This window comes from Vibrio ponticus (assembly GCF_009938225.1).
Lineage (GTDB): Bacteria > Pseudomonadota > Gammaproteobacteria > Enterobacterales > Vibrionaceae > Vibrio > Vibrio ponticus.
This window is the reverse complement of the sequence record NZ_AP019657.1, coordinates 2,958,608-2,983,096: the sequence shown is the minus strand read 5'-3', so window position 1 is coordinate 2,983,096 and position 24,489 is coordinate 2,958,608. Positions and strand designations below refer to the sequence as shown.

The 24,489-nt window shown below is 47.3% G+C and carries 22 protein-coding genes; 7 read left to right on the top strand and 15 right to left on the bottom strand.

The genetic code is table 11. The features are described from left to right. Positions 1-17 precede the first annotated feature (17 nt). Positions 18-2,339: a Tex family protein gene (locus GZN30_RS13450; RefSeq protein ID WP_075652056.1), complete on the bottom strand. Its 2,322-nt coding sequence runs from the start codon at positions 2,337-2,339 to the stop codon at positions 18-20. Between the two features lie 71 nt (positions 2,340-2,410). Beyond that, positions 2,411-2,893 (bottom strand): transcription elongation factor GreB, encoded by a 483-nt coding sequence (gene greB / locus GZN30_RS13445; RefSeq protein WP_075652054.1) that lies wholly within the window; start codon positions 2,891-2,893, stop codon positions 2,411-2,413. A 301-nt stretch (positions 2,894-3,194) separates the two neighbouring features. On the opposite strand from greB, the gene ompR reads away from it, so the two are divergent. The 6 genes from ompR to GZN30_RS13415 all read left to right on the top strand — a co-directional run bounded on the left by ompR (position 3,195) and on the right by GZN30_RS13415 (position 11,010). After that, on the top strand, positions 3,195-3,914 hold the full coding sequence (gene ompR, locus GZN30_RS13440; RefSeq protein ID WP_075652052.1) for an osmolarity response regulator transcription factor OmpR: 720 nt from the start codon (positions 3,195-3,197) through the stop codon (positions 3,912-3,914). A gap of 71 nt (positions 3,915-3,985) precedes the next feature. Then, positions 3,986-5,293 (top strand): two-component system sensor histidine kinase EnvZ, encoded by a 1,308-nt coding sequence (gene envZ / locus GZN30_RS13435; RefSeq protein WP_075652050.1) that lies wholly within the window; start codon positions 3,986-3,988, stop codon positions 5,291-5,293. Positions 5,294-5,540: 247 nt separating this feature from the next. Beyond that, positions 5,541-6,938, top strand: coding sequence for an ornithine/lysine decarboxylase DokD (lysA, locus tag GZN30_RS13430; RefSeq protein WP_075652048.1), 1,398 nt, complete (start codon positions 5,541-5,543; stop codon positions 6,936-6,938). A gap of 58 nt (positions 6,939-6,996) precedes the next feature. Continuing rightward, complete coding sequence (locus tag GZN30_RS13425; RefSeq protein ID WP_075652046.1) at positions 6,997-8,442, top strand: APC family permease; 1,446 nt, start codon at positions 6,997-6,999, stop codon at positions 8,440-8,442. Between the two features lie 45 nt (positions 8,443-8,487). Next, on the top strand, positions 8,488-9,594 hold the full coding sequence (locus GZN30_RS13420; RefSeq protein ID WP_075652044.1) for an alanine/ornithine racemase family PLP-dependent enzyme: 1,107 nt from the start codon (positions 8,488-8,490) through the stop codon (positions 9,592-9,594). 21 nt (positions 9,595-9,615) lie between these two features. Beyond that, complete coding sequence (locus GZN30_RS13415) at positions 9,616-11,010, top strand: amino acid permease (RefSeq protein WP_075652042.1); 1,395 nt, start codon at positions 9,616-9,618, stop codon at positions 11,008-11,010. Here GZN30_RS13415 and GZN30_RS13410 read toward each other — a convergent pair. The 13 genes from GZN30_RS13410 to gspC form a co-directional block, all read right to left on the bottom strand. Further along, positions 11,000-12,451 carry a sigma-54 interaction domain-containing protein gene (locus GZN30_RS13410; protein ID WP_075652040.1) on the bottom strand — a complete coding sequence of 484 codons (1,452 nt, stop codon included), beginning with the start codon at positions 12,449-12,451 and terminating at the stop codon, positions 11,000-11,002. The two genes, GZN30_RS13415 and GZN30_RS13410, sit on opposite strands and share 11 nt — an antisense overlap. A 170-nt stretch (positions 12,452-12,621) precedes the next feature. Further along, the gene (locus tag GZN30_RS13405; RefSeq protein WP_075652038.1) at positions 12,622-13,383 is read right to left on the bottom strand and encodes a type II secretion system protein N; all 762 of its coding nucleotides are present in this window, start codon (positions 13,381-13,383) and stop codon (positions 12,622-12,624) included. A 4-nt stretch (positions 13,384-13,387) separates the two neighbouring features. Continuing rightward, positions 13,388-13,879 (bottom strand): type II secretion system protein M, encoded by a 492-nt coding sequence (locus tag GZN30_RS13400; RefSeq protein ID WP_075652036.1) that lies wholly within the window; start codon positions 13,877-13,879, stop codon positions 13,388-13,390. A gap of 10 nt (positions 13,880-13,889) precedes the next feature. Then, positions 13,890-15,098 carry a type II secretion system protein GspL gene (gspL, locus tag GZN30_RS13395; protein WP_075652034.1) on the bottom strand — a complete coding sequence of 403 codons (1,209 nt, stop codon included), beginning with the start codon at positions 15,096-15,098 and terminating at the stop codon, positions 13,890-13,892. Then, a complete protein-coding gene (gspK, locus tag GZN30_RS13390) occupies positions 15,064-16,077 on the bottom strand; it encodes a type II secretion system minor pseudopilin GspK (RefSeq protein ID WP_075652032.1) in 1,014 nt (337 codons plus the stop codon). Before gspK ends, gspL begins: the two co-directional genes overlap by 35 nt. Continuing rightward, positions 16,067-16,732, bottom strand: a complete 666-nt coding sequence (gspJ, locus tag GZN30_RS13385; protein ID WP_075652030.1) for a type II secretion system minor pseudopilin GspJ — start codon at positions 16,730-16,732, stop codon at positions 16,067-16,069. Before gspJ ends, gspK begins: the two co-directional genes overlap by 11 nt. Further along, positions 16,719-17,075 carry a type II secretion system minor pseudopilin GspI gene (gene gspI / locus GZN30_RS13380; protein ID WP_075652028.1) on the bottom strand — a complete coding sequence of 119 codons (357 nt, stop codon included), beginning with the start codon at positions 17,073-17,075 and terminating at the stop codon, positions 16,719-16,721. Before gspI ends, gspJ begins: the two co-directional genes overlap by 14 nt. Further along, positions 17,062-17,646: a type II secretion system minor pseudopilin GspH gene (gene gspH, locus GZN30_RS13375; RefSeq protein ID WP_075652026.1), complete on the bottom strand. Its 585-nt coding sequence runs from the start codon at positions 17,644-17,646 to the stop codon at positions 17,062-17,064. The genes gspI and gspH overlap by 14 nt, the downstream gene beginning before the upstream one ends. A gap of 87 nt (positions 17,647-17,733) precedes the next feature. Next, positions 17,734-18,180 (bottom strand): type II secretion system major pseudopilin GspG, encoded by a 447-nt coding sequence (gene gspG / locus GZN30_RS13370; protein WP_075652024.1) that lies wholly within the window; start codon positions 18,178-18,180, stop codon positions 17,734-17,736. A gap of 34 nt (positions 18,181-18,214) precedes the next feature. Next, entirely contained in the window at positions 18,215-19,450 is a 1,236-nt protein-coding gene (gene gspF, locus GZN30_RS13365; RefSeq protein ID WP_075652022.1) for a type II secretion system inner membrane protein GspF, read from the bottom strand. Next, positions 19,450-20,940: a type II secretion system ATPase GspE gene (gene gspE, locus GZN30_RS13360; protein WP_075652020.1), complete on the bottom strand. Its 1,491-nt coding sequence runs from the start codon at positions 20,938-20,940 to the stop codon at positions 19,450-19,452. Before gspE ends, gspF begins: the two co-directional genes overlap by 1 nt. After that, complete coding sequence (gene gspD / locus GZN30_RS13355; RefSeq protein WP_075652018.1) at positions 20,940-22,955, bottom strand: type II secretion system secretin GspD; 2,016 nt, start codon at positions 22,953-22,955, stop codon at positions 20,940-20,942. Before gspD ends, gspE begins: the two co-directional genes overlap by 1 nt. Before the next feature lie 34 nt (positions 22,956-22,989). Continuing rightward, the gene (gene gspC, locus GZN30_RS13350; protein ID WP_075652016.1) at positions 22,990-23,850 is read right to left on the bottom strand and encodes a type II secretion system protein GspC; all 861 of its coding nucleotides are present in this window, start codon (positions 23,848-23,850) and stop codon (positions 22,990-22,992) included. 229 nt (positions 23,851-24,079) lie between these two features. Here gspC and hslR point away from each other — a divergent pair, with 229 nt between their 5' ends. Beyond that, positions 24,080-24,466, top strand: a complete 387-nt coding sequence (gene hslR / locus GZN30_RS13345; RefSeq protein ID WP_075652014.1) for a ribosome-associated heat shock protein Hsp15 — start codon at positions 24,080-24,082, stop codon at positions 24,464-24,466. Positions 24,467-24,489: the final 23 nt, after the last annotated feature.

Below are 24,489 nucleotides of genomic sequence, written 5' to 3'. Positions count from 1 at the left end.
TTTATTTATCTCGACAATTAGCGTTTCGCTTTAGCAAAAGCAGCGGCAAACGCGCCGCCCATTGCACCATTGCTCGCAGGCTCTTCACGGCGACGCTGACCTTGTGAGCGCTGGTTGTTACCACCACGAGGAGCGGCACTACGCTGGGTGCGGTTATCTTGACCCGGTTCATCGTTTAGGCGCATCGAAAGTGCAATACGCTTACGCTGCACATCCACTTCCATCACTTTCACTTTCACGATATCGCCGGCTTTTACCACTTCACGCGGATCAGAAACAAAGCGATCGGTCAGAGCAGAAATATGCACCAAACCATCTTGATGCACACCGATATCAACAAACGCACCGAAGTTCGCCACGTTAGATACCACACCTTCCAACACCATACCGACTTCAAGGTCTGACACTGAATTTACGCCATCCGCAAACGTCGCGGTCTTAAACTCTGGGCGCGGGTCGCGACCCGGTTTGTCCAGCTCTTTGATGATGTCTGTTACTGTTGGTAGACCGAAGTTTTCATCGGTGTAATCCACCGCATGCAACCCTTTCAGGAAGCTTGAGTCACCAATCAGCGCTTTTACCTGCTTGCCGTTTTTCTCCGCAATGGCTTTCACCACTGGGTAAGCTTCTGGGTGCACCGATGATGCATCTAACGGGTTTTTACCATCCATAATGCGTAGGAAGCCCGCACACTGCTCGAACGCTTTAGGTCCAAGACGCGCCACTTTCTTCAATGTAGTACGGCTTTCAAAGCGACCATTTTCATCACGGTAATCGACAATGTTTTGTGCCAATGTCGTCGACAAGCCTGCAACACGGTTAAGTAGTGCTGCCGAAGCGGTATTCACATCCACGCCGACCGCGTTTACACAGTCTTCCACGACCGCATCAAGGCGTTTTGCCAGCATAGATTGGCTCACATCATGCTGATATTGACCCACACCGATAGATTTCGGATCGATTTTTACCAACTCTGCCAACGGATCTTGCAAGCGACGCGCGATTGAAACGGCACCACGAATGGATACATCGAGATTCGGGAACTCTTTCGCTGCCAACTCAGATGCGGAATAAACCGAAGCGCCCGCTTCGCTGACCATAATTTTTTGCGCTTTCAGGTTGCCGCGTTTAATCACGTCAGCAACGAAACTGTCTGTTTCACGCGACGCCGTGCCGTTACCAATCGCAATCAGGTCAACGTTGTACTTACGCACTAACTGCTCAACGATTTGCGCCGATTTATCATATTGATTTTGTGGTGGGTGCGGGTAGATGGTCTCTGTTGCCAACACCTTGCCTGTCGAATCAACAATCGCAATTTTCGAACCGGTACGTAGACCCGGATCGAGACCCAGCGTTGCACGCGGACCGGCTGGCGCTGCCATCAACAGATCTTTAAGGTTAGTCGCGAACACTTCAATCGCTTCGATCTCCGCGCGCTCTTTCATCGCCCCCATCAGCTCAGTTTCCATGTGCATCGATACTTTGATGCGCCATGCCCAGCTGATCACCTGTTTACGCCACACATCGGCTGGCGCTTGGCTCAATGAAATACCGTAATGATCGGCGATCAGAGTTTCGCAGTAAGATTGGCGTACGCCCTCTTCTTGCTCAGGATCGGCATTCATCGCTAGGGTTAAGAAGCCCTCGTTGCGACCACGCAGCATCGCCAGCGCGCGGTGTGATGGCACTTTATTGAGTGCTTCGTTGTGTTCAAAGTAGTCTTTAAACTTCTCACCCGCTTGCTCTTGTCCTGTCACCACTCGAGCCACTAGCTCAGCATTGCGATTAAGGTGATTACGGATCTTCTCAAGCAAGTTAGCATCTTCAGCAATACGTTCCATGATGATCGCGCGCGCACCATCTAAAGCGGCTTTGTTATCCGTGATGCCATGCTCTGCATTGTGGTATTTCGCCGCTTCGCTCTCAGGCTCTGTTTGTGGCTGATTCCATAGCGTATCAGCTAAAGGCTCAAGCCCAGCTTCAATCGCAATTTGTCCTTTGGTGCGACGCTTTGGCTTGTAAGGTAAGTAAAGGTCTTCCAAACGCGTTTTGCTGTCAGCTTGATTGATCTCTTGCTCAAGCTCAGCCGTTAGCTTGCCTTGCTCTTGAATCGATTTCAGAATGGTTTGACGACGGTCATCCAACTCACGCAAGTAAGCCAAACGGCTGTCTAGGTTACGTAATTGGGTGTCGTCTAGACCGCCCGTTACCTCTTTACGGTAACGAGCGATAAATGGCACTGTGTTACCGTCATCAATAAGGTTAACAGCAGCAATCACTTGCTCAGGACGTACATTAAGTTCCTGAGCGATTAGTTTGCAGATAGCTTGGCTCATCCGTGCAATCTCTTTATTTGGTATCTATGTGAGGGTGAGGCAATTCTTTACTCTCACCCTAATAAAAGGGGTTAAAGCGTATCTTGATAGCGAATCTGGTTAATAAACCATTCTTTATCGCCATCGGGAGTTCTTACACAAAACTCATCATCGACTTCTTTTTTCAGTAGCGCACGCGCCATTGGCGAATCAATCGAGATGTAATTCTTAGCATCCCCATAGATTTCATCTGGACCAACGATACGAAACGACTTGATATCACCTTGTTCGTTTTCAATTTCGACCCAAGCACCAAAGAAAACCTTGCCTTCTTGTTGCGGGGCGTAATCAACCACTTTGACTTGTTCAAGGCGTTTACGCAGATAACGTACGCGACGGTCAATTTCGCGCAGACGTTTCTTATTGTATTGGTAATCCGCATTTTCACTGCGGTCGCCAAGACTGGCAGCCCAAGTGACCTTTTTTGTCACTTCAGGGCGCTCTTCTCGCCACAGAAAATCGAGTTCTTGTTTCAGGCGATCGTAGCCTTCACGTGTAATTAGGTTAGTTTTCATAACAGGTGTAATTGTAGTTACCCAATTCGCAATGGCGACACATTGACATAAAAAAGCCGACGGTAAAAGTGTGCATAATAAGAGTTGATGCAAAACTTACACTTTGCCGATTATGTCAGCGCTCACAGCAACAATTACTGCTAAATCCCTCACTAGCCGAAAGAATAAATTGCGGCGCAAAGACCATCCTAGACCGCAAAATATTGCTTAGGATAAAAAGAGTAACAATTTGAGCAAGCACGCTTTTACAAACAGTGATACATTTTTAGCACTATGCTTTGCTTTTGAATAAGGTGTTTCAATGCAAGAAAATCATAAAATCCTCGTAGTAGATGACGATGCTCGATTACGTGCGCTGTTGGAGCGATACCTATCGGAGCAAGGCTTCCAAGTGCGCAGTGTCGCCAATGGCGAACAGATGGACCGCTTACTGACGCGCGAAAACTTCCATTTAATGGTACTCGACCTGATGCTACCGGGCGAAGATGGTCTGTCGATCTGTCGCCGCTTACGTAATGCCAATAACGAGCTGCCAATTTTGATGCTCACCGCCAAAGGTGACGAAATTGACCGTATCGTTGGTTTAGAAGTCGGTGCGGATGATTACCTACCAAAACCGTTTAACCCACGCGAACTTCTTGCGCGCATCAAAGCGGTGCTACGTCGTCAAACGATTGAATTGCCGGGCGCACCAAGCGCAGAAGAGTCGGTAGTCGAGTTTGGTGATTTCCGTTTGAACCTTGGTACACGTGAAATGTACCGTGGTGATGAAGCGATGCCGCTAACATCCGGTGAATTTGCGGTACTGAAAGCGCTGGTTACCAACGCTCGTGAACCACTGTCTCGCGATAAACTAATGAACATGGCACGTGGTCGCGAATACTCAGCGATGGAGCGTTCAATCGACGTACAAATCTCACGTCTACGCCGCATGCTAGAAGTGGATCCAAGTAAACCACGTTACATCCAAACCGTGTGGGGCTTGGGCTATGTTTTCGTGCCAGATGGCAAAGAAGCGTAAGCCAACTTATCCCAACAAGTGCGAGTTCAGACTCGCACTTTTTCGTTCCTATCATCTAATAGGTTAAGTTTATGCGTTTTCGCAGTTCCTTTACTCAGTCTTTGTTACTGTTCATCACGCTACTAATTGCCAGCCAGGTCTACTCTTACTACGCCGTTTTTAACTACGCTTTGCTGCCAAGTTTGCAACAGTTCAACAAAATTCTTAGCTATGAAATCAACCTGATGCTGGACGATTCCGATACCACGGAAAACGCTCTAGCGATGGATGCGCCCATGCGCCGTCAGGTTCTCGAACGTCTTGGCGTGACCGTACATGCCAAAGACAGTGAAATCGCCAATCAGTATCACCATGCGATCAGCATTGATTTAATGAGTGAAGAGATGAGCCATGAGCTCGGTACACCAACCGACGTGCGCATGGCGCAAGGCGAAGATAGCTATGTGTTATGGATCAATATTCAAGCGCTGCCTGATTCACTGATCCGCATTCCGCTCTCTGAACTACAAGAAGAGGACTTTACCCCACTATTTCGCAACAGTTTACTGATGGCGCTGCTGATCATCGCCGGTGGTTGGCTATTTATGCGCTTGCAGAATCGACCTTTGTTGGCGTTGGAAAAAGCCGCTAAAGGTGTCGGTCGCGGTGCTATTCCGCCGCCGATCCCAGAAAAAGGCTCCACCGAAATTCGCTCAGTAACGCGCGCTTTTAACCAAATGTCGAAAGGGATTCAGGCATTGGAAGAAGACCGCGCACTGTTGATGGCGGGCATCAGTCATGACTTGCGTACGCCACTGACGCGTATTCGTCTCGCCACCGAAATGATGTCACCAGAAGATAGCTACTTAGCAGAAGGCATTATTAGCGATACCGAAGAGTGTAACGAGATCATCAGCCAGTTTATGGATTACCTTAAGCCAGTAAACAAGCAGTCGTTCACCGAAGTCGACCTCAATGAGATCGCCCGAGACTTAGCCAACTCAGAAGGCAGCGGTGAGCATATCGAGATGGTCACCGAGCTGAGCAATGTTAAGCCTGCATTCGGTAGCCCAATTGCGATGAAACGTGCAGTGAGTAACTTAGTGGTTAACGCTGTGCGCTATGGTAATGGCTGGATAAAAATCTCCACTGGCATGACCGCAGACAACAAACTGTGTTGGGTGTGCATTGAAGATAACGGCCCTGGTATTGCAACCGATCAGGTCGCGAAACTGTTCGAACCCTTCACCCGTGGCGACACCGCGCGTGGCAGTGAAGGAACGGGGTTGGGACTGGCGATTGTTAAACGTATCGTAAGCCAACATAACGGCTCGGTGGTGGTCAATAACCGGGGTGAAGGCGGCTTGAAAGTACAAGTGAGCTTCCCGGTGATCAAGTGATAATTGACCACTGACGCCAAAAGTAAAAAGCCCCAGTACTGGGGCTTTTTTTACATCTAAAATCAATAACGAATTTTGGTTAAATCTAAGCAGTATCCGTTAAATTCTTAATTTTCGGTTATAGGTGAGCAAACTCACAAATGAAATTTAATCATTAAAAATCAACACCTTAAAAATAAAATAAAATTGGCACAGTTTCTGCTCTATAGGGGATGTCACAAGACAAACTTTAGAAAGGAATATAAAAATGTCTGATTTTGAAATGAATAACTTCAACCTACAACGCGAAAAAATTATCGATACCGACCGTCGATTTAAAACAATCAATAACAAGCTTCATTTCGAAGATGTAGAACTAGAATCGCTAGCGAAAAAATACGGCACACCTCTATATGTTTACTCTGAACATGAAATCGTCCGTAATATTCGTGAAATTGAAGCAGCATTCTCTGCGCACAAAAATACAAAAACCTTCTTTGCATCAAAAGCCTGTTCTGTAATGTCAGTACTAAAAGCGATCAAAGACGCAGGCATTTACGCAGAAGCAAACTCTATGTACGAAGTACGCAAATGCCTTGAAGTTGGCTTCCCAGGTTCACAAATCGTCTTCAACGGCGTAGTTAAAAAGCCGGTGGACCTTGAGTTCGCAATCGCAAACGACCTATATCTAATCAACGTCGATAGTATTTACGAATTAGACCATATCGATGCAATCTCTCGTCGCCTAGAAAAAGTCGCTAACGTATGTGTGCGTGTTGAACCAAACGTACCATCAGCCACTCACGCTGAACTTGTAACCGCTTACCACGCTAAGTCCGGTCTAGACCTAGAACAAGCTGAAGAAACTTGTCGTCGTATTCTAGAAATGCCTTTCGTTTCTCTAAAAGGTCTACACATGCACGTAGGCGACCAAGTACCAGAAGCGGAACCATTTGCTAAAGCAACCAAAGTAATGGTGGATGAGTGTCGTCGTTTAGAAGAAAAACTAGGCATCCAATTTGAACTGATTAACGTTGGTGGTGGTATCCCAACACCATACAAATACGACGAAGAAAACGGTAACCCACTAGAAGACAACATGTATGCAGGTATCACGTCGCAAGACTTTGCTGACGCTATTATTTCTGAAGTACATAAATGGCGTGAAGATATCGCAATCGTTATCGAACCAGGTCGAAAAGTTGTTGGTTCTGCGGCCGTACTTCTCACTGAAGTTTCATGCGAAAAAACGAAAACTTTCTACGATTTAGACGGCAATGTAGAACAACTAGTTGATTGGACATTCGTTGATGCGGGTTACAGCCAGCTTTCTGATAGCCAACACTTTAACTGGTTCTTCTACGTATTCAACGCATCAAAAGTGGCAGAAAAACACGACAAATACGTGAAACTAGCAGGTCCTCTATGCGATGGTGGTGACTACTTCCACGTCGGTATCAAAGAAGAATTCTTCGCTGTACCAAACAACACTGAAATTGGCGATGTGATGGTATTCCTAGATGCTGGCGCATACACCATCGAAAGCCAGACTGTATACAACAACCGTCCTCGTACAGCCGTCGTAATGATTGATAAAGACGGTACTGACCGTCTAATCCGTCGCGAAGACACTTATGAAGACATCGTAGGCCAAGATATCTACTAATCCTCATCAATTGATCCCGTGCATTGCGCGGGATCTTTGGAAGTATAAGGACGTTGTTATGTCAGAAAATAAAAATTTAATGGGAACGAAAGAAGCCGTGTTTATGGCGGTCGCTGCTGTATTGGCTTTGCGTTCTATTCCTATGGTTGCGGGCTATGGTCCATCAGCTATTGCTATTTGGTTAGTTGCCGCATTATTTATGATCATCCCTCTGTCTATGGTATGTGGCGAGCTTGCCACTGGTTGGCCAAAAGACGGTGGTATCTTTGTTTGGGTAAAAGAGGCATTCGGTGCTCGCGTCGGTTGGGTTTCGACCGTTTGCTTCCTATTTTCTTGTGTAGTGTTTTTCCCATTAATGCTGCAATTTGGTTTTGCAGCGGTAAGCGGAAACCTACTATCACCTGAAATTGCTGAAAATAAAGTGTTTATTGGGGTCGGATCCGCGGTAATTTTCTGGGTGTTAACACTGATTAATATGCGCGGTCTTAAGTTCACGAATATCGTCAATAGCCTATCGGTGTATTTAGGTATTTTCATTCCAGCCGCCATCATCGGTTTAGTCGCAATTTACTGGCTAATGTCTGGTCGTCCAATGCAGACTGATTACGTGTCTGAAACCGCAAGCTTTATCCCTGATTTCTCCAAACTTTCTAATATCGTATTGGCATCCTCTGCAATGTTTGCTTTTGCTGGTTTAGAAGTAACAGGCATGGTTGCAGGACGAATGAAAAACCCACAACGTGATTTCCCGCGCTCAATGATCATCGCATCATTATTGATTGTCGGCATCTACACGTTGGCAACTATCGCAATCAATACCATCTTCCCAGCTAACCAATTGAACGTCGTATCTGGTATCAGCCAATCAATTGATTTTGCGAGTAAAGAACTGGGCGTTCCATGGCTGTCAGGTGTCATCGGTGGTTGTTTGTTCTTTGGTGCTATTGGTCAAATTAACTCGTGGTTGGTTGGTCCTATCTATATGTTCCAAGAAGCTGCGACAGAAGCAAAAATTCTTGCTCCAAACAGCATTGCAGTAAAAATGCATCCTGTGCATGACACTCCTTACATGGCAATGATTATTCAGGCAATTTTAGTGACCATCATGTGTTTTTCTTCATTCTTGAGTGAATCACTTGAAGGCGCTTACTGGATTCTTTCTGCGATGACAACAGTATGTTACTTCGTGCCTTACCTACTTATGTTCTCTGCATACATGGTGCTTCGTAAGACTCGCATGGATGTACACCGCTCATTTGAAATTCCAGGAAAGGTTCTACCTTACGTAATTTCAGGTATGGGTCTCGCTTCAATCATCTTTGCAATTGCGATTCTATTCATCCCACCAGAAGGCATCGAAATGGGTAACTTCTGGCTGGATACAGCGCAAATCTTTGGTGGTGCTGCAGTCGCTATCGTCTTCTCAGTGGTGCTGTATAACCGTGGTCAAAAACGCAATTCATCCCCTGAGCATGCTCTCGCTCAAGAAAAAATTAATGCGTAATGTTGCTAGGGAGGAGCCTCGCTTCTCCCTTGTTAAGGAGTCTTTATGTATAAGCCTACGCTTACAATTAATACCCGCAAGCTAAAGGAAAACACCCAAGCTGCAATCAAAGATCTTGGCGAATTTGGCGTCTCAATGATGGCTGTCAACAAAGTGTTTAATGGTTGTCCTGAAACCGCACAAGCTGTGGTTGATGGCGGAGTTCAAGTTGTCGCTGAATCTCGTGTTTACAATCTAGAAAAAATCAAACACATCGACTGTTTAAAATGCCTACTCCGTAGCCCTGTATTGAGCGAGATTGAAGATGTGATTCGCCTAGCCGATCTCAGCTTAAATAGTGAAGAAAGCGTTATTCGAGCGCTCTCTGCAGAAGCCAAAAAACAAAACCGCCAACACGGTGTGCTATTGATGATAGATTTGGGCGATTTACGCGAAGGAGTATGGTTTGAACACTACGAGCAAATCCTTAAGCTAATCAATCTTATTGAGTCACTTGATAACCTTTACCTCTACGGTATTGGCTCAAACTTCAACTGTTACGGTACCGTATTACCAACCGTAACTAATGGTGAAATGCTAAAACGCATCAAAGCTCGTTTGGAACGCGATCGCGGTCAATCAATCCCATTAGCATCTGCGGGTAACTGTACAAGCTACCACCTAATGGACAAAGGCATTTGGCCTGAAGGCTTAGATCACCTTCGTCTTGGTGGTCTACAAGAGTTTGGTATCGAATACGTCGAGATGAAATACCTCGATAATTACCACCACTCAAAAAAAGATGTCGGCTTAGCTTGCTCTGATATGTACATTCTTTCCGCGGAAATTATTGAGCTCAATGCAAAACCAACTGTACCCATAGGTGAACTTGGTGTGGATGCCTTCTTAAAAACTAAAGAGTTTGAAGATCATGGTACGCGTAAACGTGCTTTACTGGCGTTTGGTTTACAAGATGTCCCGCATGATGGCTGCCATCCATGCGACGATTCAATCAAGTTGTTAGGTCAAACTAGTGACCACACATTAGTGGACATCGAGGATTGCCAACAAGATCTCAAAGTGGGTGATCGAATTGAGTTTGAGCTCGACTACACCGCACTACTGATGGCATGCCAGACCACTGGTGTCGAATATCTGTTTACCGAAGATTAGGTCACAAAGGGAGTTGATGTAATGGCAGACGAGTTGGGGAAAAAATTAAACATGCGCCATCTTATGATGATCTCTATCGGTGGCACCATTGGTACAGGGTTATTTGTTGGTATTTCTTCCCCACTCGAAATTGCAGGAAGCCTTGGAACGCCTATCGCATATACCATAGCAGGCATTATCATGCTGCTTACCATGCTGAGTTTAGGCGAACTCAGCAGTGCAATGCCTCATTCTGGCTCATTTCAGCACTATCTACGCGTGTTGTTTAAAAGACCTTATTGGTCTTTTATGATCGGCTGGTTGTATTGGCTGAGTTGGGTGTTAACCATCTCAGCCGATCTTACAGCGACTTCAATGACGTTGAATAACCTCTTCCCTAGTATATCGACATCCGTTTATATTGGTTTGATATTACTCTTTATATGCTCTGTGCATCTCTACACAGTCAACGCTTATGGTGAAAGTGAAACCCTATTCGCGTCCCTAAAAATCGTCACAATTATTGCCTTTCTAATCGCATGTCTCTGCATCATATTCGGCGATGTCAGCACTATTTCACAAAGTAGTATCATGGATGAAAGAAGCCACCTACCCAATGGCATTATTGGCATCCTCGCCAGTATGTCTACTGTAACCTATGCATTTCAAGGAGTGGAAATCATTGGCACCCTGGCGGGAGAAGCTGAAGATAAAGGCGCATCCATGAATAAAATCATTAAAATGCTAATTATCCGCGTCTTCTTATTCTATATTCTGACGACCATGATGCTGGTGTTTGTCTACCCTCCAGGCGCGCAGGCAGCTATTAGTCCATTTGTTTGGGTTTTTGCACAAATGGGGATCGCCAATGCTGATGTGATTATGCAATTTGTCATAGTGTTATGTGGTTTTTCCGCAAGTAGCTCAGCTCTGTATGCGAGTTCACGTTTACTGTGGTCAATGTCCAAAGATAAAATCGCGCCACAACTTTTCTCACAAACGAGTCGCGTCGGTAGCCCTTACTATGCGGTATTGTTTACCGCCGCTATTGCCTCCGTAGCACTAGCAAGTGCCTATATTGCTCCCAAACAACTCTATTTATTCCTGATTGCCAGCACTGGACAAGTGGGATGTCTGGCGTGGTTCTGTATCGCTCTGTGTCACTATCGTTTTCGTAGGGCGAAGCAAGCAGGGCTCTACCCTCAATACCCATTATACTATCGAGCTCCTTGCTTCCCTTGGCTACCTTTACTCGCCATGGTGCTCAATGCGATCAGTATTGTGGGGCTGTGGTTTGCCGAAAACGGTCTGAAGATATTATTAGCCGAGTTAGTTTTAGTTAGCCTTTTATCAATTTGCTACGCTTTTTGGCAGCGCTGTAACCTTAACCAAATTATTAGCAACGAATCCGCTGCGTCATTAACAATTAGAAATTGAGAGTTTCAATTTTGTGTCGCTCAACTTTGTACTGCAATGTTGAGCGATGCACACCCAATTCACGAGCAGCTTTCGACAAACAGCCACGATTACGATTCAACGCACGCACGATAATATTGCGTTCATAAAATTTAACCGCTTCGTCTAGATTAACAGGTATGTTGCTCATCGAAGCATTCGATGAACATTGAGTATCTTCATCAATAGAAGAAATGGGCGACGCTAGCTCTACACTCACGGGCTCTTCACGTGGCAAAGAGATATCGATAGTGTTGATGCTTGAAGGCAATAATAGACCTGGCATATCCTGAAAAATCAAACTACGAATGATGGTATTTTCCAACATACGTACGTTGCCATCCCAAGACATCGATTCAAGTAGCAACTTGGTTTCAGGCGCGATGCCCGTAATCATATGGTTAAGGCTAGGTTGGTATTTTTCAATAAAGTACTCAGCTAATAAAACGATATCTTCTTTTCGCTCATAAAGACTAGGAATAGTGATAAAACCAACACAAAGACGGTAAAACAAGTCTTCTCTTAACCTTCCTTCATTTACGAGTTGTGTCGGAGCCTCATTGACTGCTGCAATCACCCTAACATTCGATCGGCACTCTTTATTACCACCTAATCGCCAGTATGAACGATCTTGCAAATAGCGGAGCAACTTAGGTTGCATGTCAATGCTTAAAGAGTTTAACTCATCCAAAAACAAGGTGCCGCCTTCTGCCATTTCAATGTAACCGGGCTTTTTCTCCGCGCCAGTATAAGCCCCTTTCTCCGTACCAAACATCATACTCTCAATGAGATTTTCGGGAATTGCCGCACAATTGACCGCAATAAATGGTTTCTCTCGACGCTCACTATTATCGTGAATAAGGTGTGCAAACAACTCTTTACCTGTACCAGTTGCCCCGTAAATCATTACCGGTACATCTTGCGTAGCTATGCGTGTCGCTTGCTTGACCAAGTTCGCCATTTTCTTGGAACGATGAATAATAGGTAGGGCGTTACCCTTTTTACTATGACGAGATAGGGTGCGGATAAGCGCATTCACTTCTTTCGTCATGCGTTGAGAAATATTTTTGCTTAGACCAATTTCTATCGCCCCAATAATACTGCCAGCATCATCGTAAATCGGCGATGTAGAATGAACATACTCAACCTTATTACCATACTTGTTATAGTAAATCTGAGTACAAGAACGATATTCTGCTCCGTGCGTTACCGCTTGCATCATCGTGCTAGAATCCGCATCCATATCCTTATATAGACTAAGAATATTAGCTCCCATCGCTTCTTGCCGCGGAATCTGGTCGATTTGTGCACTGGCCTCATTGTAATAAATGTATGTACCGTTAGTGTCGATAATTGCAATTGGGACGTCCAACAGTTCAAAAAATGGGCCAAAGGAATTGACCAGATTTGCAAGCGTAATCATAGGAGTGTGCTATTCGTAAGACTGTACGACAAAGACCTATAATTATAAAAAAAACAATAAAGAGAAACTGTGCAGCACCCCCATAATATCGCCAGTTGTCAGACTAGACTTAACGATAAATAGTAAAAAGCCCCACGCTTTTCCGAGCTTGGGGCTTTTCTTATTACTGACTAAATACGACCGCGATAGGTAAATTGATAGCGACCTTGGCTATCTGGTTTTGGTAGCCATTTCAATTGTTGGCTCAGCGCTTCTGGCATCTCTGGCTGTGGGCTAAACCATGCTTTCGCGTTGTACTGACGGTTGGCTTGCAGATCGAGACTGAATTCACTTCTCACTTGCTCGCTTTGCTGGTTACCCGCAACCGTGATGGCGCTGTCCTGACAGCTTAAATCGGCGACCACAGGACCAACTTGCAGCTCCGCGAGCGGCGTGCCGATCTTATCAGTATTCCACACCAACTTACCCTGACCTGTGCGGCAATAAGGCGCGGCGTAAGCAAGCGACTGAATGCTCAGTTCTAGCTGACCATTGATATCCAATGGCACTGGCAGCGGCGGAGCAAACTTGAGCACTTCAGTTGCAGGCAGTGAGGCAATCACATTCTCAGCGTAAGCGCCTTGTAAACCATAGCCTACCACACCGCGCGCGCGCAGTTGCCAAGGGTTACCACGACCTAAGCGCACATTCGCCTGCACCTTGCCGGTTAATAGCTTACTCGGTTGCAGCTGCCACGACACCTGACCGAGGTTGTAGCGCTGCCACTGCAATTGCTGCACTTGTCCTTGCCATAAAGTGCCACTGGCACCTGAGATACGCAGTTGCTTAGGCAATGGCGCATACGTAAGTACCGCTTGAATCGGCAAATGGACAATGGCACTGACGAAAAAGGTCACCAATAGTGCCAAGACCAATAGTAGTTTTCCCTTCACTCCACTATCCCTTTGTTAACTGCAGGCGTTTCACCTCAACCATACCCGCTTGGCTGCTCTTATCGATATCTAAAAACAGCACATCAATCGCATGATTAGCTTTCATGTACTCAATCCAGCTCATCAGCTGATTAAATGGCAATGGTTGCACCCAAACCTGCATCTCTTCACCGCGAGGTTGCACACGCACCATTTCGACGTTAAAACGACGCGCCGATGAAGATACCGCTTGGTTAAGCGGCAATGGCGAAATCGCTTTCACTCCGCTGCCACGCAGATCGACAATTTGATCGGCTTTGTCTTGCACCCAACTCAGTAACTGTTTTTCACTATTCAGATTGAGTTGAGCTTGTTCTGCTCGTTGCGCTACCGGCTGGTAAAGCCCCCAATAGAGCAACCCAAAACCTAAAGCTACGCCACCAATCATCACTAAACGCTGTTCACGCGGGGTAATGCGATACCACCAAACTTGCAGCGAGTTTAAAATAGCTCTCATCGTATTCTCCTCACTGCTGTTTCAGCACAAAGCTGCCGGTGACAAACTCACCGGATTTGCTCAATTGCCCTTGCTCGACCACAAACGCTTGTTCGAGTTGCGTGCGAGCTTGCTCAAAGGCTTGGAAATCTTTACTACGCGCCTCAAGCTTGATCTCTGCGCGGTTGCTATCAAAGGTAAAGCCTGTCATTTCAAAGCCAGGAATGTTCTTCAGCGCATTCGGCAGTTTGACCAGCCAATGCATGATCGACTCTTCAGTGCTACCACCGGACAGACGCTTCACTTCATTATCCAATTCACGCTTCAGATAACTGGTGGTTGGGATCTTATTCTTCGCCAATACCGCACGGAAAATACGCTCACTCTCAGCGCGATACGCGTCTGCCTGTTGCTGCGCTTGTTGCGCCTGAATCAAACTTTGCGCCAATAACACCGCGACTAACACACCCGCTGCGATGGCGGCTTTGCGCCAAACCTTAAGATGTTTAACCAAAGAAGATTTCGGTTTGAAGCTGCCGGTCAACAAATTGACTTTGCTACGTAAGGCTTGAGTCGCCAGCATCTGCATCACCAATTGAGGCTCTGCCTGATGCCAGTTTTGCTCTGCGGCTAAGCTTAGCGGCGGCAATGGGCTATAGGCTTGCAGCTCCAGCCACTCATCGTCGCTTTTCACCCACTCAGACTGCGCCACCATAGCCAGCCAATCCGCATCCACGGTCATCGCCTGATAAGCGGACTTTTTCAGTAGCCACTGCCCTTCGATTTCCACCGCGCTAATGCCACTAAACTCCGGCAAAGCCAGCGCATCTGGCAGCACTCGATTAACCACAAAGCCAGCATCAGCAAGCTCAGTCAGCTTTTGTGATAGCCACGCTTTATCCACCGCAGCGATGAAAGCTTGATCACCTTGCTTAGCTAACGTCGTAATGTGCAGCTCTTCCACATCTTGCGCCACATCATCTTCAATCAGATAAGGCAACATATTGTCGAATTGTCTCGCGCCACCCGCAGGGATCTCAACCTGCTTGAGCAACACATCGGCGCTATTAAGCAGCACGATCGTTGGGCGCTGCTGGGCGTAACTTTCAATTTCTGTCAGCGACTGCTCAGCGGTTAGCTCGCCACTGGCGATCACTTCTTGCTGGCTCTCTGACCAAACCAACCACTGCTGGTTAGCTTGTTGATTATTGCTCAGTCGAACGATTAGATACTCGCTCACCGATTCCTCCAAAGCGACGACTTATCACCGTCGCAGTTTCTCGATTGGCACTAAATAGTAAGCTGCGAATACGCACTCGCGATTCATTCACTACGACTTGTGCATCCAATTCAAAATAGCGGCTATCTACTGTGAGGTAGCCTTTTGCTGCATTTTTTACCGCATCGCTTAACGCGGCAATTTGTGTCTCGGCAAGGAAGTCATCAACACTTCCCCAGCCATCAAATGGGCGATTTTCTAATACGCTTTTGGCGTCACTCTCGCTAAGTTGCTTGGCAAACATCGCCACCAGCAATGCCGATTGTTCAGGCATTAAAGTGTTAACGTTAAGGCGAAATTCCGAGGTTGGCAGTGCACAAATATAGGGACGCACCTTCTCCATCACTTCACCAGAAACTTGGTTGATGGCGCGAAACTCGCTTTCGTCTGCCAATACGCTATTGGCTGCCATATAGTCCGGCGACATCGCCTCGTAAGTGCTATCTTCAACGCCAGTAACGGAGTTAATGTTGTTGTTGCGATCAACAAACTCCCATGCTGAATGGGCAACGATTTCGGCTACATACTCGTCAACTTCCAACTCGCTCAGCAAGTCTTGCAGTACATTGACCACATACGGTGCCTGCTGCGAGTTGCTCGGCGCTTGCGTATCAACCAAGCTATTGAGGTTGTAACACGCTTGGCGGTCAATCAGTCGCCCGGTTAAGCTGCCATAATCAAGCGGAAAGTTTTGCTCTTCTATTGCCCAATGTTGAGAAAGGTTAATGGTATCGCTGTCTTTATAACTTTGCTCAATACCCTCGATTGCCAGCGCTTCAGCCCCCATGGCATACCAATAGGCTTGCTGGTAATTCACTTGGTTCGCTGAACGCTTAAATTGACCAAACAAACGCTCAGACATAGTGGCAGCCACCGCTGTCATCATTGCCAGTATCAGCAACACAATCAGTAACGCGACGCCGCGCTGATTACTCTTCATCGCTGCTCTCCACGGCTATCTTGCCGCCACCGGTGAGATAGATACGCTTGATTTCACCATAGTCTTTAAAGGTTAAAGCCACTTCCACCGCCTGAGGCAGCGTAAAGGTTTTATCCCAAGTATTGCTCCACTGCTGACCATCAAAAAAGCGCAAATCAAACTTCTCAACCTGATCAATCAATGGCATTTCTGCGCCCTGTTGACCTGCTGGCGTATCGGTGTAATACCACCAGATGCGCTCCAACACGCCATCTTTGACTCGATAACCCACTTTAGTCACTTCGCCACGGGGAAATTGCTGGGCAGGGTTATGCCAACCACTGCGCGCAAACATCACGCCTTTCGCATCGGAATCCAATAAGTAATCGCGCCATTCAATCAGTTTGTCACTCGGCTCTTCACCGTTGGTGCGCATCTGACGCAGCGCCATTTGGCGAAAATCGTTATCGAGAAACACTAAAGTGCGCTGCAAGGTTTTGAGCCGCTCGCTGCGCTGCTGAGAAATATCGTTACTGCGATAAACTTGGCTCAGTACCTGCTGTGCGCCAATCGCCATAAAGGCAAAAATCGCCATCGCGATCAGCACTTCAATTAAGGTAAAGCCTTTGCGGCGACTCGCCACTGTGGTGCGCAACGGCGTTTTATTTAGGCACATAACTTCTCACCGAAATAATCGCTTCACCTTTGGCTTCTCGCGCCACTTCGACATCGAAAGCGCGGATCAAACTTTGCTGAGTTGAAACCGGAGTGATGGTCCAAAACCAATCACGATCCGCCAGTTTCTCCTTGCCTGACTGCTTACGCAGCCCTTTCGGGTTGAGCATCACTTTTGCCATTTGGTTATCGGCAACCATTGCTGCAAACGTCTTCTCTTCCATTAAAGTTAAGGTGTTGATGTGCTGCCCGACTGAACGAATTAACGCCATCGCAGACATGGCAAAAATCGCTAATGCCACCAACACTTCAAGCAGGGTTAACCCGCGTTCATTGCGCTTCATCTTGCTCTCCTGGAGCGAGTAAGATGATTTGACCATTTTCTTTTGCCACTACTTGCCATGCCGATTGTTCGATATCAGCATCGCTGGGATAAATAGCAATAGAAAATGGGGTAATTTCGCCACTCGACATAAAAAACACTTGTGGTTGAGGCAGTTGTTTCTGCTCTTCGAACTCAGCAAACATATCCTCATCAAACAGAGAGGTGGGCTCAAACAGTCGCTCTTGGTCTTGCCATACTGAGCCACCTAAAGTGAACTTAACCGCGACGCCCTCTTGAAGCTTGCTTTCATAAGGGATGCGATCCAGTGATAGCTTCTGCCAGCCTTTTTCCTCTAGCTGTTGCAAATAGTAGGTCGCTTTCTTCTCATCGACGCGTAACCCGTAGTCACGCCCACTGAGCAACGCTTCTTCATTCAGCAGTTGTAGACGATGCCATAACGCACTGGCTTGCTGCTTCGCTTCATCACGCTGATTATCAGGTAGAGCAAATACCACCGTGGTAACGGTGACAGCCAACAACGCGACCACCAACAACACTTCTAATAAGGTAAAACCTTTACTCTTAGGCATTTGGCTCTTAAACATTCGACTCTGAGATCTAGCAGGCTAGATTAAGCTAAAAGTGGCGACCATCGGTCGCCACTGGGACTATGAGGATTACTGGAAGTCTTCTAGGTTCCAGTTACCGATATCGGCATTGACACCTTCGCCACCTTCTTCACCGTCAGCACCAAGGGTGAAGATATCAACTGTACCTTTGTCACCAGGGCTTAGGTACTGGTAGTCGTTGCCCCATGGGTCTTGTGGCAGACGCTTGATGTAACCATCTTTTGGATAGTTGCGTGGCGTTGGGTTGCTTGGCTCAGTCACTAATGCTTCCAAACCTTGATCGGTAGTTGGGTAAACATTGTGATTCAAGCGGTAAGTATCCAGCGCAGTTTCTAACGCTTTAATATCCACAGCCGCTTTCTTTTGTGAAGCGGTATCTTTGCTACCCAATAGGTTTGGTGCAACCACACTCGCCAAAATGCCGAGGATCACTACCACAACCATCAGTTCTAGCAAGGTAAAGCCGGATTGTTTTTTCTTGTGTTGGTTTTTCATTGTTTTCTCCAATAACACAACTGAGCGAGGTGGATTAACCACTCATTAAGTTATTCATTTCCAAAATTGGCATCATGGTTGCCATCACGATAAACAGCACTAACCCCGCCATAACAGCAATCATCAGTGGGGTAAAAATGCCAAGCGAAATATTGACCATAGATTCAAAGTTAGCGTCTTGGTTATCTGCGGCACGAGTCAGCATGCCTTCCAATTCACCACTCTGTTCACCAGACGCAATCATATGCAGCATCATAGGTGGAAATAGTTTGGTTTGCTCCAAAGATTTACGCAGACTTGCGCCTTCGCGTACGTGGTCAGCCGCTAACAGCACTTGCTGCTTCACATACTGATTGGACATCACATCCACTGCCACGCGCATCCCCTCTAGAATCGGGATCGAGCTTGAGGTACAAATCGATAGGGTACGTGCAAAGCGGGCGGTATTTAAACCGCGCGCAATTTTGCCAATCACTGGCATACCAATCACTTTGCGGTCCCAGCGCAGACGAATGCTCTTTTTCGACAAAGCAAAACGGCACAAATAAGCGATGGCAATAAAACCAAGTGCCAAGTGAATCCACCAGTTCTGTACAAAATTACTCGCTGAAATCAGGATTTGAGTCGAGAACGGCAGTTCTTGCCCCATTTGAATAAACTGACCGACAATCTTTGGCACCACCGAGGCAAGCAAGAACGCCACGATGCTGATGGCAAACACCACCAGTACCACTGGGTAAATCAAGGCTTGTTGCAGTTTACTGCGCATCTTTTGGCGATTTTCTGCATAGTCTGCCAAACGCTCAAGGACGCTATCTAGGTGCCCGGACTTTTCGCCCGCCGCCACCATGGAACGAAACAGCTCATCAAAGATATGCGGGTAATCACCAAAGCCATCCGCTAAGGTATGACCTTCAACAACTTTGGCGCGAACTGCCAATAACATAGTGCGAATGCGCGGCTTTTCTGATTGCTCAGATACCGCACGCAAACACTCTTCCAAGGGCATACCAGATTGCACTAAGGTCGACAGCTGACGAGTGATCAGCGCTAAATCCGGGGTGCTTAAACCACGCTTAAAGGTAAGCGCCGATGATGCGCTCGGCTTCCCCGCACTGGCTGACTGTTTGGCTTGAGTCGGCACTACTTCAATTGGCACCAAACCTTGCTCTTTCAGTCGCGCACGCACTTGGCGAGCATTATCGCCTTCGATAACCCCTTTTTGTGACTTGCCCTTCGCATTGAGCGCTTTATATTCAAACGCCGCCATTAGCCTTCCTTAGTCACTCGCATCACTTCCTCAAGTGAGGTCACGCCTTGGCGCACTTTCTCTAAACCATCATCGCGGATCGCTGGCGTCTTGCCACGAATCGCTTTTTCAATCGCCTGCTCACCCGCTTCATTGTGGATCAGCTCTTGCACTTGTTCATCCACCACCAGCAGTTCATAAATACCAGAACGACCGCGGTAGCCTTTACCACTACACTTCTCACAACCCTGTGGCTTGTAGAGAGTCAGCTCTTGCTCACTGCTCAGACCAAACAGCGCTTTCTGCGCCGCATCGGCTGAGTATGGCTGCTTACATGAACATAGCGTGCGCACTAAACGCTGCGCCAATACACCAAGCAGTGATGACGAAATCAAGAATGGTTCGATGCCCATATCACGCAAACGAGTGATAGCACCAATCGCGGTATTGGTGTGCAACGTCGACATCACCAAGTGACCGGTCAGCGAGGCTTGAACCGCAATTTGCGCGGTTTCTAAGTCACGGATCTCACCCACCATCACCACGTCCGGGTCTTGACGCAAAATCGCACGTAAGCCACGCGCAAAGGTCATGTCCACTTTCGGGTTTACTTGGGTTTGACCGATACCGTCGATATCAAATTCGATTGGGTCTTCAACGGTGAGAATATTGCGCTCGTTGCTATTCAGCTCTTGTAGACCGGCGTATAGCGTGGTCGATTTACCTGAACCGGTCGGACCGGTGACCAAGATGATGCCGTGTGGGCGCTCAATCATGGTGCGGAACTGCTGATAGGTATGTGGCTTCATGCCCAAGCTGTGCAGATCAAGACGCGTCGCGTTCTTATCTAATAGACGCATTACCACGCGCTCACCGTGTGACGATGGCATGGTTGAAACACGCACGTCCACCGCTCGTCCACCTATGCGCAGCGAGATACGACCATCTTGTGGTACGCGCTTCTCGGCAATATCCAAACGCGCCATAACCTTCACGCGCGACACCAACAGTGGCGCGAGCTTACGACTTGGCGAAAGCACATCACGTAACACACCATCGACACGGAAACGAATCGACAGGCTCTTCTCAAAGGTTTCGATATGAATATCCGATGCACCTTCTTTGATCGCTTCGCCCAACATGGCGTTGATCAATTTGATGATTGGCGCATCGTCTTCTGATTCCAGCAAGTCTGCATCTTGCGGTAAATCTTCCGCCAGTGAGAAGAAATCGTCGCTGTCAGCGCCGATATCTTCCATTAACTGACGCGCTTCCGAAGAATCACGTTGGTAAGCTTGGGTGAGTTTTTTCTCAAACTCATCCTGGGTCACCGCTTGCAAGGCAAAGTCAGCAGAAATCGCACGTTTAACTTCCAGTAGCGCTTCAATCGCCAAAGGGGCAACGTAAAACAAGGTCGCACCTTGCACGTCATGCTCCAGCACCAAGTTAAAGCGCTTAGCAAAACTGAATGGCAGACGGCGCTGCACGGTCGTGAGCGGCATATCCATCATTACTTGCTTTCCATCTGATCGATAAAGGCTTGAATTTCAGCCGGGTGCTGACGCTCTTGACCAAACTCAGGCAGCACTGGAATGTGGCTGTCATCCATCAGCTTTAAGCCTTGCTCAGACTTGTACAGCTGCTCTGCACGGATAAAGTTGTATTTACGCTGAGTAATGCCATCAGCCGTCACGCCATCACGAATAATGGTTGGCTTAATGAACACCATCAGGTTTTTCTTCTCAACTTGAGTGCTGGTTGATTTAAACAGGTGACCCAGTACTGGAATATCACCCAGCAGCGGCACTTTTGATTCGCTCTCGAGTGCGCGCTCATCAATCAAACCACCCAGTACAATCATTTGACCATCTTCAACAATCACCGAGGTGTTCAATTGACGCTTAGCAAAACGTACGTCCACGGCACCATTTGCGCCCAGAACGTTCGATACTTCTTGCTCAATGTTCAGTTGTACTGAGTTGCCTTCGTTGATCTGTGGCACTACTTTAAGCTTGATACCCACTTCTTTACGATCGACGGTTTGGAATGGGTTGTCGTTGTTTGAACCCGCCGTTGAGCCGGTCAATACTGGCACTTCTTCACCCACAATAAATGACGCTTCGCCGTTATCCATCACAGTAATGCTTGGTGAAGAAAGAATGTTTGAGTTTGAGTCTGTCGATACCGCTGTCAGTAGCGCGGTCCAGTCACCCATCACTAAGCTCACTGCCGCACCATTCACACCAGTTAATGCTGACGCTAGCGTGCTGTAGTCGCCGGACTCGGTAACCTGATAAGGAACACGATCACCGTTACTATCTGTGTAGTATTCGGTGCTGGTTTGATCGCCCGCTTCTTCTAAGCCTACTAGAACTTGACCAATTGGTGCTTGCGTATTGCTGTACTGCACCACCGCACCGGTCTCTAGCGAGCCCCACTGCACACCTAAATTGATGCCGTCGCCTTCTGCCATTTCCACAATCAGCGCTTCAATCAATACTTGTGCACGGCGAATATCCAACTGCGCAATCACGTTTTGTAACGCACTCATGATCGATGGTGGCGCTGTGATCACCAACGCATTGGTTGCCGCGTGCGCCGCAATCACCACTTCATCGTTTGCTGAACGACTATTCTTCGAGCCGGCTGATTTCTCAGCCTGTAGGTTGTCTGATACGCCTTTCAGCACATCCACCAGCTCTTCGGCTTTGGCGTATTTCAGGTACACCACTTGGTTGTTACCTTTGGTTGCCATCTCAACATCAAGCTGTTGGATAAGCTTACGCAGACGCTTGCGCACCTGAGGGTCACCCGAGATCAACACAGAGTTAGTACGGTCATCGGCTACCAGCTTAGGTTGCAGAAATTCTGGGGTATTCTTGTTGTCGGTTTTATTCAGGGCATCAACAATGCGCACCATTTCAGCTGCCGAAGCGTTGTTTAGCTCCACCAGCTCAATTTCTTTATCGCCCGCTTGGTCAACGCGCTTAATGATGTCAGCCAGACGGTTGACTACCGCCGCGCGACCGGTGATAAGAATAATATTGGCAGGGTCATAGTGAACCACGTTACCCGCGCCAGCGTTGTCGTTTAGCTGACGCAGCAATGGTGACAGCTCACGCACTGACACGTTACGTACCGCAACCACGCGCGTGACGACTTCGTCACCTTTGACGTTACCGTCGCCCACGACTGGAATGGCAGAAGTCTTAGCGTCTTTCGATTTGATAACCTTAATGACGCCATTGTCCATTTCCACCACGGCATAGCCATACACTTCTAAAACATTGAGGAAGAAGCTGTAGTATTGATCCTCGGTGAGCGTGTCGTAGCTGCGAACATCAATTTTGCCACGCACAGATGGATCAACAATGATGGTTTTCTCTAGATTGCGACCAACGATATTGATGAATTCTTGAATATCGGTGCCTTTAAAACTGGCACTGTATTCGCTCGCGGTTGCCATCGGAGAGGCAGCTAAAGATGCCGCCAATAACCATGCGCTTTTTTTAAGCCAATGCTTCACTTTTTACTCCTCAAAGGATAATTCTCTGCGCGTATTACAATTCGATATAGATATCGTAGGGTTGTCCATCACGCTCTACGGTCAAATTCAGTTCGGTTAATTCCGATAGGCTCTTAAAGATCTCACCCATCGCCGCCGCGTTGCGTAAGTCTTGTCCATTTAAATGAGTGGCAACATCGCCCTCTTTTAAGCCTACCGAGTCAAACAGTTCGCGGCTTTTGCCTGGGCTAAGTCGATAACCGGCGACATCACCATCACGCTTTAATTGCGACATGCGAACATATTGGAAAATCTGTTGTGGGTTGCTGGTGATCTCAGCACGGATCTGATCAAGCTTGCCTTTATCTAGGTTATTTGCCGCCTTAGGCTGCGCTTTTTGCACTGGGGCTGCATATTTTAGCCCTTCAAGCATCACGGTTTCGTTACGCCCTGCGTTATCGACAATGATGCGATCTGACTGCACTTGCACTAATTTCGCACGCGTGCCTTCAATGGTTTCGTTAATGCCGTAGGTCGCCTGTTTGCCACCTTTTGCCACCACAGCCAAACTCTTTTGCGGATTAGTACTGGTGACCACACCCACCACGACCACGTTAAGACGGCTCTTTGGCGCATCTTCCAGCTTCTGTTTTACCACGGGTTTCACTGCCGCTTTGTACTCGCCAAACAGGTGGCTGTTGTACAGGTTTGCGGTATCCAAGCGAACATCGGCGGCTTGGCTTGCTGAGGCGCTCGCTTTCCACGGGGTGATTTGCGTTTGCTGATAAGGGAACCAAATCAAGCGACCTAGAATCCATGCGGTAAGCAACAATAAGGTGATCGTCAATAAAGCACTCACGCGCGCTTGATTGGCAATTAGCTTTTGTAAAACTGGAGAACTAGAGCTGAGCTTCACTGGATTTCCTTGATAACTGGGTGTTCAACTTGGTCATGCGATTTCAGTGCAATGGGGTTATCTATATGACCAGTAACCGATAATTCTAACAAACTATAGAATTGGGCTATATAAAAAAGATTCCTACAAACTCGGATGTTAATTAAATTTTAACCGTTAACTTGAAAAATGGGCTCCACATCACCATTGTATGGGCGATATTCGAGCTAGTTAGAGGGTAGAGAGCGAGATGAGTTCCCCAGCAGAAGCAGTAAGATTAGACAAATGGCTCTGGGCGGCACGTTTTTACAAAACGCGTTCAATTGCACGAAATATGGTTGATGGCGGCAAAGTCCATTATAATGGACAACGAAGCAAACCAAGTAAAATTGTTGAGCTAGGTGCCGTGATTACCTTGCGTCAAGGTAATGAAGAAAAGACAGTGACTATTGAGAAGATCTCTGGTCAGCGCCGTGGCGCACCTGAAGCTCAAACCCTCTACACTGAAACCGCAGCCAGTGTTGCCAAGCGCGAAGAACACGCGCTACAACGCAAACTGAATGCGCACAACCCTAGCCCAGATCGCCGCCCTGATAAGAAACAGCGCCGCGATATTATCAAGTTTAAACATCAATAAGTTGGACTCTCCAAATGACTGAT